Source organism: Pseudarthrobacter sp. As-47 (genome assembly GCF_058215595.1).
Genome location: NZ_CM177088.1, coordinates 3915692 through 3930080, shown reverse-complemented (window position 1 = coordinate 3930080; position 14389 = coordinate 3915692). Strand labels below are relative to the sequence as shown.

General features: G+C 59.7%; 10 protein-coding genes and 4 pseudogenes. 6 read left to right on the top strand and 8 right to left on the bottom strand.

The features are described from left to right. Positions 1-114 precede the first annotated feature (114 nt). Positions 115-267, top strand: a pseudogene (locus AC4BCK_RS18210) (DUF948 domain-containing protein); the annotation flags it as partial. A 135-nt stretch (positions 268-402) separates the two neighbouring features. On the opposite strand, the gene istB reads toward AC4BCK_RS18210, so the two are convergent. Together istB and AC4BCK_RS18200 are read right to left on the bottom strand one after the other, a co-directional pair. After that, a complete protein-coding gene (gene istB / locus AC4BCK_RS18205; protein WP_237428195.1) occupies positions 403-1191 on the bottom strand; it encodes an IS21-like element helper ATPase IstB in 789 nt (262 codons plus the stop codon). Further along, a pseudogene (locus AC4BCK_RS18200) lies at positions 1188-2021 on the bottom strand (IS21 family transposase); the annotation flags it as partial. The gene istB and the pseudogene AC4BCK_RS18200, both read right to left, overlap by 4 nt. Before the next feature lie 93 nt (positions 2022-2114). Between AC4BCK_RS18200 and AC4BCK_RS18195 the strand changes: the two are divergent. After that, on the top strand, positions 2115-3644 hold the full coding sequence (locus AC4BCK_RS18195; RefSeq protein ID WP_363960563.1) for an IS1634 family transposase: 1530 nt from the start codon (positions 2115-2117) through the stop codon (positions 3642-3644). Here the strand turns inward: AC4BCK_RS18195 and istA are convergent. Beyond that, a pseudogene (gene istA, locus AC4BCK_RS18190) lies at positions 3639-4448 on the bottom strand (IS21 family transposase); the annotation flags it as partial. The gene AC4BCK_RS18195 and the pseudogene istA overlap by 6 nt on opposite strands. A gap of 199 nt (positions 4449-4647) precedes the next feature. Between istA and AC4BCK_RS18185 the strand changes: the two are divergent. After that, positions 4648-4872 (top strand): annotated as a pseudogene (locus tag AC4BCK_RS18185) (DUF948 domain-containing protein); the annotation flags it as partial. 17 nt (positions 4873-4889) lie between these two features. After that, positions 4890-5105, top strand: a complete 216-nt coding sequence (locus AC4BCK_RS18180; protein ID WP_363960002.1) for a hypothetical protein — start codon at positions 4890-4892, stop codon at positions 5103-5105. 1256 nt (positions 5106-6361) lie between these two features. Here the strand turns inward: AC4BCK_RS18180 and kdhB are convergent. From kdhB to AC4BCK_RS18165, 3 genes are all read right to left on the bottom strand, one after another. After that, positions 6362-6844, bottom strand: a complete 483-nt coding sequence (kdhB, locus tag AC4BCK_RS18175; RefSeq protein WP_363960005.1) for a 6-hydroxypseudooxynicotine dehydrogenase complex subunit beta — start codon at positions 6842-6844, stop codon at positions 6362-6364. Continuing rightward, on the bottom strand, positions 6841-7734 hold the full coding sequence (gene kdhA / locus AC4BCK_RS18170) for a 6-hydroxypseudooxynicotine dehydrogenase complex subunit alpha (RefSeq protein WP_363960008.1): 894 nt from the start codon (positions 7732-7734) through the stop codon (positions 6841-6843). The genes kdhB and kdhA overlap by 4 nt, the downstream gene beginning before the upstream one ends. 149 nt (positions 7735-7883) lie before the next feature. Beyond that, complete coding sequence (locus AC4BCK_RS18165) at positions 7884-9068, bottom strand: PucR family transcriptional regulator (RefSeq protein ID WP_363960011.1); 1185 nt, start codon at positions 9066-9068, stop codon at positions 7884-7886. A gap of 64 nt (positions 9069-9132) precedes the next feature. On the opposite strand from AC4BCK_RS18165, the gene AC4BCK_RS18160 reads away from it, so the two are divergent. Continuing rightward, positions 9133-10356: a PucR family transcriptional regulator gene (locus AC4BCK_RS18160; RefSeq protein ID WP_363960014.1), complete on the top strand. Its 1224-nt coding sequence runs from the start codon at positions 9133-9135 to the stop codon at positions 10354-10356. Positions 10357-10389: 33 nt separating this feature from the next. On the opposite strand, the gene AC4BCK_RS18155 is transcribed toward AC4BCK_RS18160, so the two are convergent. Then, a complete protein-coding gene (locus tag AC4BCK_RS18155) occupies positions 10390-10740 on the bottom strand; it encodes a cupin domain-containing protein (protein WP_363960017.1) in 351 nt (116 codons plus the stop codon). After that, on the bottom strand, positions 10733-11836 hold the full coding sequence (locus AC4BCK_RS18150; RefSeq protein WP_363960020.1) for a 2,6-dihydropseudooxynicotine hydrolase: 1104 nt from the start codon (positions 11834-11836) through the stop codon (positions 10733-10735). Before AC4BCK_RS18150 ends, AC4BCK_RS18155 begins: the two co-directional genes overlap by 8 nt. A 167-nt stretch (positions 11837-12003) precedes the next feature. Between AC4BCK_RS18150 and kdhC the strand changes: the two genes are divergently transcribed. Further along, positions 12004-14388 (top strand): 6-hydroxypseudooxynicotine dehydrogenase complex subunit gamma, encoded by a 2385-nt coding sequence (kdhC, locus tag AC4BCK_RS18145; RefSeq protein ID WP_363960023.1) that lies wholly within the window; start codon positions 12004-12006, stop codon positions 14386-14388. Position 14389: the final 1 nt, after the last annotated feature.

Below are 14389 nucleotides of genomic sequence, written 5' to 3'. Positions count from 1 at the left end.
GGTCTTGACTTCAAGGGTCCCCGGCACCCAGTGGATTTCCCCCCCCTGCATGCTTTCCCTATCCATACGAGCAGCTTTGTGCTCACACATATAAGTTCTTGGAGATGAATGTCTATGTCTGTTGGTGCTCTCGCCGGCCTCATTGCTGCGGTGATGTTTGCACTCCTTGTCCTGCTGCTGGCAGTGCCCATTATGAAACTGGGCCAGGTACTCGACGAGGTACGAATTGCGATCAGGTCATTGAGTGAGGGCACCACACCGCTGATGGCTGTCAATGGCCATTACGTTCTGCCCATGGGCGGCCAGTTGATGTGCCCGCTGGTGGCCAGTAAAACTGCCCGGTTATGGCCAACAGATCTGCCCACTGATTCGTTTCGGCGGGGTCGGCCATCGTTGGGTTGGTCAGTTCAAGCGGGTCACTCCTTTTCCGGCGAGGGCCTGGGTAAGACGGACGGAATCGCCGCTGGTCTGGCAGACGTGGGCGTGGTGCAGCAGTCGGTCAACGGTGGCGGTGGCGAGGGTTTTGGGCATGAGCTCATCGAACCCGGCGGGGTGGAGGTTGGAGCTGATCGCGACGGAGCGTTTTTCGTAGGCTGCGTCCACGACCCGGTAGAGGCCTTCGGCGGCGTCCGTGGCCACGGGCAACAGACCAATATCATCGATGACCACGAGCTCGGCGCGCAGGATCCGGGCAACGGCCCGGGTGACGCTGTCATCGGTTCGGTGGGCGCGGATGAGGACGCCGAGGTCCTCGAGCCTGAACCAAGCGACCCGCATTCCGGCTTCGACGGCCTGCTGGCCGAGGGCTTCGAGGAAGAACGTCTTCCCCGTCCCCGAGGGCCCGCAGACGACCAAGTTTTCCCTGCGGGTGATCCATTCCAGGGTCCGCAGTGCCTGCTGGGTCGGGCCCGGGATGGAGGACGCTGCAGGGTCCCACGCCTCGAAGGTCTTCCCGGTCGGGAACCCGGCTGCTTTGCGGCGGGAAGCGAGCATGGACCGGGCCCGGCCGGCGGCTTCCTCCGTGAAGAGGGCCTTGATGACCTCGGCCGGTTCCCACCGCTGGGCGCGGGCGGTCGCGATCAGGTCCGGGGCCAGCGCCCGGGCGTGGGGCATTTTCAGGGACCGCATCAGGGCCTCCAGGTCCGCCGGTAGCGGCGGAGCCACGGTATTGGTCGTGGTGACGGGGCTCATCGGGCCTCCTCCGGCGTGGTGATGGTTGCGGGGTTGCCGATCGCGGCCCACGCCCCTGTTCCTTGGGTGAGGGAGGTGGCTTCGTTGGCGGCGTGGGTGGTAGTGCGGCGGATGTTGGCGTTCAAGATCGAGGCGAGGTCCGGGTGCGCGAACCGGCCGTGCAGGGCGGCGTCGCCCAGGGCCCGGTCGACCTGATCAGTGCCGGCGATTTTGGCCAGCGTAACGGCTTCGGCCATTTTCACGTTCATCCTTGCGGTCCCGGCCGCGGCGGCCTCGACGAGCCAGGTTCTGGCGCCTTCGCCGATGGCCAGGAACGCGGCCTCGTCCGCGCTGCGGGCCCTCACCTCGTAGTCGCCGGGGAGCTTCGCCCGGGTTCCGGGGAAGTGTTCGTCGTTGATGGCGGGGCTGCCGGGCCGTGCCCGTTCGTGGCGGGCGACTTCGACGGGCCCGGTCGTGCCGTGGTGGACGATGATGACCTGCTCGCCGGGCCCGGTGCCGTGGGTGCGGACGAACACCCGGGCTCCGAGCAGGTGGGCCGGGACGGAGTACTGGGCGTTTTCGAAGGTGACCATTGGGGTGTTCTCCGGAACGCCGCGGGCCAGGCCGAACGCGACCGTGTGGGCGGTGTCCGGGATCCGGTGCAGCCGCGGGGCTTCCTCGGCGAGCATGGCCGCGGGTTTCCGCCGCGTCGTCCGGTGCTCACGGTGATTGACCTCGTCCATGAACGCCGTGCAGGCGGCCTCGAGCTCGGCGAAGGTGCGGTAGTCATCGCGGAGGTTGGTGTCTTTGGGCACGAGGTCGGCCTTGGCGAGTTTCACGGACGCTTCGACCCGAGTTGCACAGGTAATTGGGGTTCTGGAGTGTTTGCCCAGCTCAAGGCGGGGTCACCTTCTGAAATGGGGCACTAACGGTAGCCTTCTGGGGTGTCCCCGCATATCCGGAAGGTGAAAACTGGCTCGGGCGCGACCGCGGTCCAAATCGTTGAGAAGCGGTCCGGGGTCCGGCGGATCCTCGAGCACCTCGGCTCAGCCCACGACGAGGCTGGAGTGGCAGCCTTGGTCCGCGCCGGGCAGGAGCGTCTGAACGCCGGCCAACAGGCCTTTGAGCTCGACCTCGTCCCGGCAAGCTCAGAATCTGCGGTCCCGGCGCACAATGCGGTGGTCGCCGGTTCACGATGCGAGGTCCTGTGGGAAGTCCTCGCGGACGCCTACTCCCGACTGGGATTCGACGTACTTGGGGACGACGCGTTCGCTGCGATGGTGCTCGCCCGGCTGGTGGAACCGGCTTCGAAAGCCGCCACGGTCGGGATACTCGAGGATCTGGGCGTAGCCGCCCCGCACCGCAACACTTTGGGAGCGGCGCTGAAACGCTGCCAGAACCGTGACTACCGCGGCACGCTGGCCAAGGCGTGCCTTGCCCACTCGGCCCGGACCACGGGAACCTCGGCGATGGTGCTCTACGATGTCACGACGCTTCACTTCGAGAATGAGGACGAAGACGCGTTGCGCAAGGTCGGGATGAGCAAGGAGCACCGCGTTGACCCGCAGGTCCAGGTCGGGCTCCTCGTGGATCCGGGCGGATTCCCGCTGGAAGTGCATCTGTTCGAGGGGAACAAGGCCGAGACAACCACCCTCATCCCCGTTCTGGAAGCGTTCCAGAAGCGGCACGGGGTGACGAACATGGTTGTCGTCGCCGACGCGGGAATGCTTTCGGCGGCGAACCTGAACGCGCTCGAAGATGCCGGGTTTTCCTTCATCGTCGGTTCCCGCCTGACCAAGGCCCCCTACGACCTGGCCGAGCACTTTGAGCGCCGCGGGGACTACTTCGAAAACGGGCAGATCCTTGAATCCAAGCGCGTCATGGGCACCGGCAAGTCCGCCCGGGAGCGCCGGATTGTCTACCAGTACTCCTTCAAACGAGCCAAGCGTGACAACCGCACCATCAATCTCATGATCGACAAAGCCGAACGCATCGCCGACGGCAAGATTCCCTTGAAGAAGGCCAGATTCCTGAAGGTCACAGGCGCACAGAAGACCCTGGACCAAGCCACTATCGACCGCGCCCGCCAGCTCTCGGGGCTCAAGGGCTACGTCACCAACCTCCCCGAAACCAAGATGCCAGGCGCCGAGGTGATCACCGCCTACCACGACCTCTGGCAGGTCGAGGCGTCCTTCCGCATGACCAAATCCGACCTACGCGCCCGGCCCGTGTTCCACCGTCAGCGCGATGCCATCGAAGCCCACCTCACCGTCGTGTTCGCAGCCCTCGCCATCGCACGCCATCTCCAGGACACTACCGGCGTCACGATCAAGAAGCTCGTGCGGACACTCAAGCCCCTGCGCACCGTCACCGTGCGCATCGGAGCTCAGACCATTACCGCCGCGCCAGCCATCGACCTGGAGGCACGGGCCATCCTCGACCGGCTACCGCCGATCAACGCACCGGGGCACTAAGCCTGTGCAACTCGGGGCCTCGAGCTCGGCGAAGGTGCGGTAGTCATCGCGGAGGTTGGTGTCTTTGGGCACGAGGTCGGCCTTGGCGAGTTTCACGGACGCTTCGACTCCGCCTTTGGTGGCCGGGTCCGCCGGTTGGCAGGTCAGCACGGTCACCCCGTAGTGCCGGGCGAAGTCCAGGGTCTGCTGGTTGCGCACCGGGACCCCGGCGACGTGGGCGGTGGTGACGGTCTTCTCGTTGTCCGTGAGGACATAGGTCGGCGCCCCTCCGAGGATCCGGAAGCACCGGTCCAGGGCCGCGAACACGCTCGGCGCGGTCCTGTCCCTGAGCGGGATCACGATGCGGAAGCGTGAGAACGCCAGCCAGGCCACGAAAAGGATGGTCTTCACCCCGCCGATCCGGGGCCCGTCGCCGAAGTCGTACTGCAACCACATCCCCGGTTCTGTGATCCACGGCCGGTGGACGCGGGTGTGGCCCAGCCGCCACGCGGCTTTGACCTGCGCGATCGCCCGGCGGGTAGACCGTTCCGAACCGGTGTAGCCCAGAGCGAGGAGCTTTTCGTGGGCCTTGTCGGCCCGGATCCGGCCCTTGGAGGCTTCGATCCATTCCTCGATCTTGGGCAGGAACGCGTCGGTGACCCGGCCGCGGGCCGCGGGTTCCCCGATCGGCCGGCCCGCGTCACGGGCGGTGACGTGTTTAGCAACGGTGTGGTGCGAGCAGCCCGTGAGCTCCGCGGTGGCGCGCAACGATCCGGTCAGATCGTAGGCAGCAAGAATTTCCATGATTTCTCCGTCAGACTTCATACAGGGCCTCTTCCTGGTTCGCTTTTGGTGCGCTTAGACACCGTCATCAAACCGCAGGGAGAGGCCCCCACCGCTTAAAGACGCGGCAGGAACAAGTAAGGAAGTGGGCAGATCTCATGGCCACCGGCGGGCAGTTCTGCTGGCCGCCAGCGGGCACTTTCGTGGCCGCCTATGGGCAGTTTTTCATGGCCGCTAACAGATGGCTGAGGTAACAGCTACTGTTTCCACTACACATCAACAACTCAAGAAGGTGGACGACATAGCATCGAACGTTTCGGACGCCAGCGCCAATCTCTCCGCGCTGTCGTCCTTGGTCGCGGCCTCGATCGGGTCACCACTGATTAGGGTGTTGGCTTTCAGCCATGGTGTCAGGACGGCCTTGGCAAATCACTCCAAGCCCGTTACCGGCCGCCGAAGCCGCTGAGTTTTGGAGAACCAATAATGAAACGACTTGTTTGGATGGGTATCGGGGTGGCTATTGGAGTCATTGCCCTTCGGACGGTTACTGACTCACGGTCCAGCCTGCGGCCTGGAGGCCTAAATCAGGCAGTTGGCCGAATTACTGAGGGAGTTTACGATTTTGCTGATGCGGTCCGCGCAGGAATGCGCGAGCGGGACTCCGAGCTTCGCGTCGCGCTCAGTGGCAAAGTAGCGTGATCCAAACCCCTGAGTGTGTAGACCGGAGCTGGATACCGGGCTAAACCTCTCTCGCTGGCGCCGGGACGCGAAACCGTCCCGGCGCCACTGTCCGCTCCAGAGCTGGTCAGGTGTCCAGCATATAAAATGGACCGTTTCGTGGCCGGGCCGAACGCAGGTGCCACCATGTTTACGGGCAGTGACCGGCATGAAATCTCTGCTGGCTGGCTGGCCTCTTTCCGGAGTTGGTCTTTCCTTGGGATGCGCCCGCGTCCGGTGACGCTGATGGCGCCGGAGCCGGGGGTGGTAGCGGCAACAGCATTTCGCTCGTGCCGGAATTGACCAGACCGCCTGCCGGGCGCATCGTCGGATGACTAGCCGGAGGTCAGCCTCCGGTACCCACTGCACTACCTGGCGTTACCGTGCTCCGGGCGGTGGAATTTAGGTGGCACAGGAACGAGGTCTTGAGGAACTGGGTTGCCCGTTGGACCAATCGCGCGATTTCCGGGAACAAGGGTCGGCGCCCACTGCTCCCGCCGGAATCGAATGAGTATCTGCAACAAAGCAGATCGTAGGCTTCACAGCATTCGCACGGGTGTCGTGAGGCGCACGCTCAGATATCCGAAGACGACCTGGGAGATGTTGCTCGCCAGCGACGGCGTTTTTGGGAGATCCCAAACCGCCGCTATCGGTTTCTCGACGGTCGCTGGCTTGAACTGCTGGTGATGGCTTACGGCTGACATCGTCCTGTGTTCAGAGTAGTCATACTCTGGGATAACTGCGGGGAATGCAGATGTTGCATTCCCCGCAGTTATCCCAGGATGGTGAATCCCGAGCCAGGAGGAGTCGTGTCTGGCCCGGAAACATAGGGACCGCATGATGCTGTTTAGTCTTGCACTCGCGATGGCTACGCTGGATTTCCGGCTACGGTCCATTTTCGTTTTGTCCTGTGTCTTTGACCTTCAGCCGTGAGGCCAGGATTCCCATATCGAGACATGCTCAGGATCCCGATAGGCGGAGGCTGCGCTGAGAAGTATCTTCTGTACAGAAGCTGCCTGCCAGAATTGCTCATCCGGTCCGTTCATCCTGGTCGTGTCATCATCAGGATTCAGCACGTGTTGTTGCATTCTTCGCCTTCTAAGATTCTGCGTTTTTATTATGCAGAGTGCCTATGGGAATTTCTGTTTCGGAAATATCCATAACCGCCACGGGGAAAGCTGTTAGGGGATGATGGGGACGCCGAAACGTTGAGCCCCGCGAAGGGGTCGAGATTAGAGTCAGTCGTCGTGAGCCCTACAATTGAAGGCTTCTACTGTAGCTTCCACAATTTGCTGGTATCCCGTACAACGACAAATATTTCCCGAGATAACTTCGCGAGCACTCGTCGCATCGAGGGTAACCTCGTCGTCATCATAGAGAGGCTTAAGCGTCATCAAGAATCCTGAGGTGCAAAATCCACACTGCAAGGCATGGCATTTTGAGAAGGAACTTTGCAGCGGGTGAAGCTGTCCGTCCTGCTGTAGGCTTTCGACGGTTTCAATCCTGGAATTGTTCGCCTGTACGGCCAGCACGGTGCAGGATCGCACGGGCTGGCCATCCATCAGCACAGTACAGGAACCGCATACGCCGTGCTCGCAGCCTACTCGAGTACCCCTGAGGTGCAGGTCATCCCGTAGGAAGTCCGCAAGGAGCCGGCGAGGCTCGACGTCCGTTTCGTGGTTGACTCCATTTACTTCAACCGTTAGGTGAAAGGCATTCATCGGTGATCCCTGCTTTCCTGTGTCGGTCTCGCGCGGTCCAGTGCTTGGGCGAGGGTTCTTTCGACGAGCGTCCGAATAACTTGTGCACGGTAGGAAGCACTCCCGTGCACTGTGGGCACGGGGTCAAGACCCTGTACCGCGGCGCGCGCAGCGGCGACAATATCTTGACTGGAGAGAGTGCTATCAATCAGGATGCTCTCCGCCTCTTGACAGCGAATGGCGGTTGACCCTCCGCCCAAGACAGTAATCCTCGCCCGCGAACATTTGCCTTGCGCGTCCAAGGTGACGATGGATGCAGCCCCTCCTATGGCGTAATCACCATGTCTTCGGGAAAATTCATCAAATGCAGCACCGGTTCCAGGAGGCAGCAGAGGTACGTTTACCTCCACAATGAGCTCGCCGGGAAGGATGCTTGAGACAAAATGCGAGACCAATAGTTCCTTTATAGGAATATTCCGCTCGCCTTGTAGAGACTTTGCGGTGACGGAGGCGTCAAGGGCTAGCAGGACTACGGGCAGCTCTGCGGCTGCATCGGCATGTGCAAGGGAGCCGCCGATCGTTCCTCGAGTACGAATTTGAGGGTGCGCGATCCACGCCGCCGCTTCCGACAGGATTGGAAGGTTTTGCGAAATGGTTTTGGAGCTTGTTAGCTTCGCATGACGGGTCAAGGCGCCGATCGCAATAGTTTGATCGGATTTCTTGATGTTTGCCAAACCAGGTATGCGGTTTATATCGACCAAAAGGGACGGACGGGCCATCCGGAAATTTAGGAGCGGGACTAAGCTTTGACCGCCGGCGATGACCTTCGCGTCATCGCCGCCATCCGCCAGCAGGCGGAGCGCATGCTCAACCGAATCGGCAACAACGTAATCGAAAGAAGGTGGCTTCACGGGCAGTACCGCCGGCCGCGCTCATTGTTCATGTCACTACTTTGCCCCCTTGGTATGAATTTACGCTCTGCGTCATGGGACAAATCAGTGCCGCGACCTACCTAGAACAGACAATCCCGCGACGCGCTAGCACTGGACGCTGACCTTCACTACAGAATGTCGGTCCCAGCAATTGACTTCAACAAGCCATAAAGCCGTAGTGCGACGAGGAGCTCCACATTGCGTTCTGCAACGCTTATGCCAAGCCGTTCTTCAATGGATCTGAGCCGGTAGGCGACGGTGCGCTCATGGACCTGGAGCGCCGTTGCAGCCGCTACGGCGTTGCAACCGGCCGAGAAATAAGCCCGAAGGGTGTCGCAAAGTATGTCTCTGCGGGGGTCGCTGAGCAAAGGGCCCAACTGCTGCGAGACCAGGTCACGCACCGCCTGCATATTTGTGGCGAAGACAGCTTCGAGAGCCACATCGGAATATAAGGTTATCCGCGCGCCCGTCAGACGGCCCACTTTATAGGCCCTCCATGCGCGCTGGTGACTGCGCCGGAACCCGGAGAAGCCCTTATCAAGGGACCCTAGAGCTAAATGTGCACCATCAGGCAAGTCACTTTCACTGACTTGCGCGACGGCATCCTGGCCCTCCGGTACCGCCAACCAGCCCAAAAACGCTCCGCCAGTGCTTTCCAGTATCAAAGGCGCATCGCTGTTGATAAGCGTAGCGGCGCGGTCGATCGTACCCTTTGGATCATGTCCCCAGGCCACCACGGATAAATGTTGTCCTTCAAAGGCGTACTTCGCGTTAGGTCGGGCAGTGCGCCGTCCTGCAATGAAATCCCGCAACTCATTTCTAAGCCGGTGATCCTCCGACTTATAAAAGAACCGATGCTGTTCCGAACGATACGCGTCGATGACATTGGCGACTACAACGTCGTGCCACCGATGCTGCAGCTGAGAGACCCACTTCTGAATTTCCAATTGCTGTGATGCATCCGGGACAAGAGTGGTTGTAAAGTCCAAGAGCACATCCCACGTCGCAGACTGCAGCACTCGATAGGTGTGAATGAGTTCGAGTAGATCCACGCCGGCTTGGGCTGTCTCACGCGCCTCGAGGGTGGCCTCGGCAAGAAAATTCTCGTCGGGTTCCTCTGACCCGGACAATGCCCTGCTGATAGATAGCAAGGCAGCGGCGAGCCGCTCAGACCTCCGCTGCGCCAGTGCCGGGTCTAAGCCCACACCAGCCTGAACATCATCTTGGAGTCGACGGACCATAAAGTCGGACAGCTGATCTATATCTGCTGTAATGGCAGCCGATATTGCCGATAGAAGTTGCGTCTGGATCATGTTCCTACTTCATGCGCGCTACCTGCGTCTCGGCGCAGGCCAGCTCCGTTGATAGTCTCAGTGTATGACCATTGAGGAAGGACTGGATGAACTCTCCGCTGCCGTGAAGGCAAGGATTCCTGAAATCTACGACTGTATTAGGGCAAGACTGCAGTATGCGTACGAAGACTATTCGACCGCGACACGGAACTCGTCTCTTACAGAGGCAGAATCGGAAACCATCACGGCTTCCTTGCGCGATGTCCTCGAATACATCGGTCAAGGGCGGGTAGGAGCCACCAGGGCTTCCAATGAGACTCTCCGCGAAGTGAGGTTGGCGGCACGGGCGGGCGTCGACCTCCATCACCTACTCAGGGGATCTAGGGCGGCCCAAGCCACGTTGTGGGAGTTTATCCTTGAAGAGGCGCACCGAATCATCATCGATCCCCTCCAAAGGTCAAAGGTTCTAAGGCATGCCAGTGCGAGCCATTTCGCTTGGAACGATAGAGTTTCCGCTTCCATCATCGAAACGTACCAAATGGAGAGCACTGCCTTTTCGAGGCAAAGCCAGAATCGCAGGAAGCTATCGTCGTTGAGGGCCCTCCTCGCCGGGCTCCCAATAGATTCGACAGTATTTTCCTACAACCTTTCAGGCCGGCACCTGGCTGCGGTGGTATCGGGCGAAGGCGTTGAGGCTGTTGCTCGTACGCTCGGCGCCGCCTCGCGGATTCGCCCCCTTGTTATCACGGCCGAGGATGAGACCGGCTATATCTGGGCCGAGTGGTCGAATCGACTGCCCTCACCGCAAGTTGTCCTCGCAGATGCCTTGCCGAAGGATACAAGGATTGCGTTTGGGACTCTAAGCGAAGGTGTCGATGGATTCGTAGTTTCCCATAGACGGGCGTTGGAAGCCGAGTCGGTCGCCCAAAAACTGGGCACCCAGGTTACTTGGTATGAAGATGTCATGCTTGAGGCGTTGGCTACGCGGGATCTCGCCGCAGTAACGTCATTCATCTCCGACGAATTGGGGGGTCTCGGATTGCACCAAGACCCCCCGAGCAGGCTGGTCGAAACCCTCGAAGCTTATTTTGCTTCGGGCCAGAATGCGGCGTTGGCTGCACAGCGCCTGGGAGTGCACAGCCGAACTATCGCCTATCGGCTGAAACTGATCGAAGCCAAAATAGGTTCAAGAGGAGTGCTGCGAGATGAATTGCCCGTCGCCATCAGACTCTGGCGGATGGTCGATGCCATGAAGCTTGAGCTCGGAGGGCTAGAGGAGTCTCCCGCTCTCCCGCAGCCAGCACCGTAAGTGGCCACGTTGCGGTGTCGCTGATGGCAGCTCTTATTCAACCAAGAACCAGATCTCCTTGAAGGGCTCGTGAAACTCCCAAGTCGACACATGCCCCTTCGGCAGGAATACCAGGTCGCCGGCAGTCACGGACACCGGCTCTTGGGACGCCAGAGTGAGCGTTGCCGAGCCTTCGACAACGTAAATTATCTCGTTGTCCATAAGTTCATAGGTTGTTGTGCTGGGCTGCGAGGTGAAGATACCCGTGCCGAATTGAGGAGAGGAAGTACGTTCGAAGAGCGTGAACCCATGACCACTGGGGTTTCCCTCTTGGACGGTGACACCATCCGGCTGCCAGGATTCAAGCGGCGCCGTGCCGGTACTGATCTTCCTGATTTTATCCATTGAGGGGCCACCCCTTCATTGTCGGGGTGAGCTTCTTTCCGGCTACCAGAACATCATAGAGCCAGTCTGCCATTTCAAGCCTCGGTCGGATTCCAAGGTTGTGGCAGCAGTGATCGCCGTCCTTTTCAACTACTAGGTGCAGGTGTTGTTTCGGCACCAAGTCAACAACGGTATCCACGAAGGACAATGGAACCTCGTCGTGAACCCCGTGCAGGATGTACGTCGGGCATGTGATCTGCGGAAGGACGTCCCGGGTCTCCAAAGCCGCGTGGACGTGCTGCCTTGCTTCCTCGAGAGTGCCAACCTTGGAGACGTACCTCCAGCTTTCCTTTGTCAGAGGAGTTTCGAGGTCCCAGTAGTCCAGGTCCGAGAATCCGCCCCAAGAGATGCATGCGGCCAAACGCGGTTCACATGCGGCAGATTTGAGAGCATAGTTACCGCCCAAGCTGCGCCCCAGCACTGCGATAGCATCGTTCCGGATTGTTTCAAGTCCGGTGAGAAGATCCACTACCGCGGACGTGTATTTTTCGTAATCACCCGCAAGCCGCTTGTGTTCGAACATTTCGCCCTGGCCGGGCCCGTCAAATGTGGCTGTAGCCATTCCCCGATCGAGCACAAGGTTTTCCATCTGGAAACTTTCCTCTTTGGTACTCTCAAGACCCCCGAGCATGATGACGGCGGGGTGTGGTCCCGGGCCCTCAGGAATGCGGACGTAGACAGGCATCGGTATGCCGTCAACGACCAGCTCGTGACGCTCTGCAGGGGGGGACAGAAGTGGAGCTGCTTTCTGATATAGCTCAACTTTTCGAGCTTGGCCCTTCTGTCGGCGCTCGTCGAACCAGAGGAACTGAGCGTACTGGGCGCAAAGTGCAGCTGACATCAGGAGCTCCCCGGCGGACAGGTCATGGCCCAGGGCCACTTTTCTTTCCGCTTCCTGCTCATAGTCATTTGCGAGATTCATCCAGTAGTCAAACCAGGTGATCTCCTTGGGCCTATCGCGGGCACCCACCATGTCTGAGTAGGAAACGCCGTCAAGGATAAGACGTCCCCAGTTCAGCATTTCATCTTCAGGTTTCACTTGCGAAGTTACAGTCATCCTGCCATCTCCCTAAATTCAGCTTCCGTGACCCCCGCACAAGGGGGCTGCGAAATGATCATGCTATGGAAGCTGCGCGAGGGCGCCTACTAACTGCGGATACTTAGGTCGCGTTTTTGTCAATGCCTGAACATCCGGGCTGGACGGCCCGATGACATACTGAGCGCATGATGGCAAAGGCTAAAACGCTCATCCCTGACAACGGTAGAGCCGGCGCGGACGAGGGCAACAGGCAGGCATGGATAGGCCAGGAGGTGCTGCGGCGCGAGGACCGCCGGCTACTTACTGGATCAGCAACATTCGCTGGCGATCTGGGAGTGCCCGGGCAATTGCATATGCGCATTGTCCGTTCAACACAGGCCCATGCCCGGATCGTGTCCATTGATGTTACTGAAGCTGAAAAGACTCCAGGCGTACGAATGGTTATCACGTCTGAGCACACACGACACTTGGGTTCCGTCCTCTTGGAAGAGCTGGGATACCACGAGATATATGACAAAATTGAGGACTTTAGTCACCCTGTCCTGGCAGTAGACAAGGTGCTGTACGTGGGGCAACCGGTGGTTGCTGTCCTTGCAGTTGATCCTTATCGTGCCGAAGACGCGGCTGAACTTGTCTCCATCGAGTATGAGCCGCTCCCGGTCCTCTTGGACCCGGAAGAAGCGTTGACCGGTGAGGTCGAGCTTTTTCCGGGGCGTGGCAACGAAGGTGCACGCATCAAAAAGGCCTACGGCGATATTGATCGGGCCTTCGCCGAAGCGGAGCACGTCATCCGCCACAAGTACGTCACCAACCGCCATTCCGGTGTACCTATGGAACCACGGGCCGTACTGGTACAGCCCGACCCGGCAAGGGACACATTGTTCATCTGGGGCACCGTGCATGTGCATGACAACCGGAGGATCATCGCCAAGATGCTAGATCTTCCCGAGGTCAACGTACGGATGAAACACGTGGAAGTCGGCGGAAATTTCGGCGTGAAGGGCGGAGTCTTCCCAGAGACCGTCGTTGCAGCTTGGGCGGCCCGTGCGTTGGGAGTACCGATCAAATGGATTGAGGACCGCGTCGAGCACATGACTGCCACGTCCCATGCCCGGGAAATGGTGCATAACCTCGAACTCGCGCTCGATGCTGAGGGCAGAATCCTCGGCATGAAGGACGAAATTTTCCACAATCATGGTGCCTTTTTCAGGCAAGCGGAGCCGCTGGTCAGCGACATTACTGCCGGTATCGTGTTCGGCCCCTACCGGGTCCCTGCTTACGATGCTACGTTGCACGCCGTGTTTACCAACAAAACACCTGTCGGCGCGTATCGTGCGCCCGGACGCTACGAATCCACCTTCGCTCGCGAGCGGATTTTCGATCTGGCTTGTGAAGAAATCGGCCTCAGTAAGACGGAATTCCGGCGACGGAACCTTTTAACGGCGGAGGACCTCCCTTGGGCGCCGGGTCTTGATATCGTCCACGAGCCGTACCACTTCGACTCGGGAGATGTAGTCAAACATTTTGACGAAGCGCTGCAGGCAGCAAACTTTCCAGAGTGGCTTGAGGAATCCAGACAGTTGCGGGCAGAGGGCCGAAAAGTGGGCGTAGGCCTGGGCGTGCTGATGGACAAAGCAGGGCTGGGGCTTTTCGAAACAGGCGGTGTCGACGTCAGCCGTGCCGGCCGCGTTACGGTCAAGACCGGAGCTTCTTCGGTAGGGCAGGGAATCGAGACGGTTCTGGCCCAGATTGTCGCCGAAGAGCTACAGATCGCTCCCGAAAACATCGACATCGTTCACAGCGATACGGAGCTTATTCCGGACGGCGTTGGTTCCTGGTCCAGCCGTTCAACCGTTCTCGCCGGAGGTGCTGCCCGCAAGGCAGCGCTTGCAGTGGTGGATAAAGCCAGACGTCTGGCCGCCGAGATGTTGGAAGTCGATCCCGACGACCTCGAACTGACTGCAGGCAGTTTCAAGGTCAAGGGCACCGATCAACAAATTACGCTGTACGAAATCGCAGCGGCGAGGGACCCTTTCACAGCGAGGGCGGACAATGACGAACCCGGCCTGGCTGCGGACGCCGTCTACGTGAACAACGCCATGAACTACCCATACGGCGTAACCCTGGTGCAAATCGAGCTAGATCCTGACACAGGCGGTCATAAGATTCTCCGCTTTTCCACGTCCACGGAAGCCGGGCGGGTAATCAACCCCCTGACCACAAGGGGCCAAATCATAGGTGCCGCTGTTCAAGGAATTGGGGGTGCGCTTTACGAGGAGTTCCTTTACGAAGAGGACGGACAGCCTATTACGACTTCGTTCATGGACTACTTGTTACCAGGCGCTCAGGAGATGCCGAACGTCGACTGCTTTGTAACTGAAGATGCCAAGTCACCCGACAACCCCTTCGGCGCCAAGGGCCTTGGGGAAATTGGCATCATTGCCGCCGGAGCGGCGATCGCTTCCGCCATAGATGATGCCATTGCCGATGGCATACACATCGACCGATTGCCAGTCACACCCGAGCAGATCTTCACCCGCTGTCAAGGTTTGAACAAAGCAGAACGGTAAC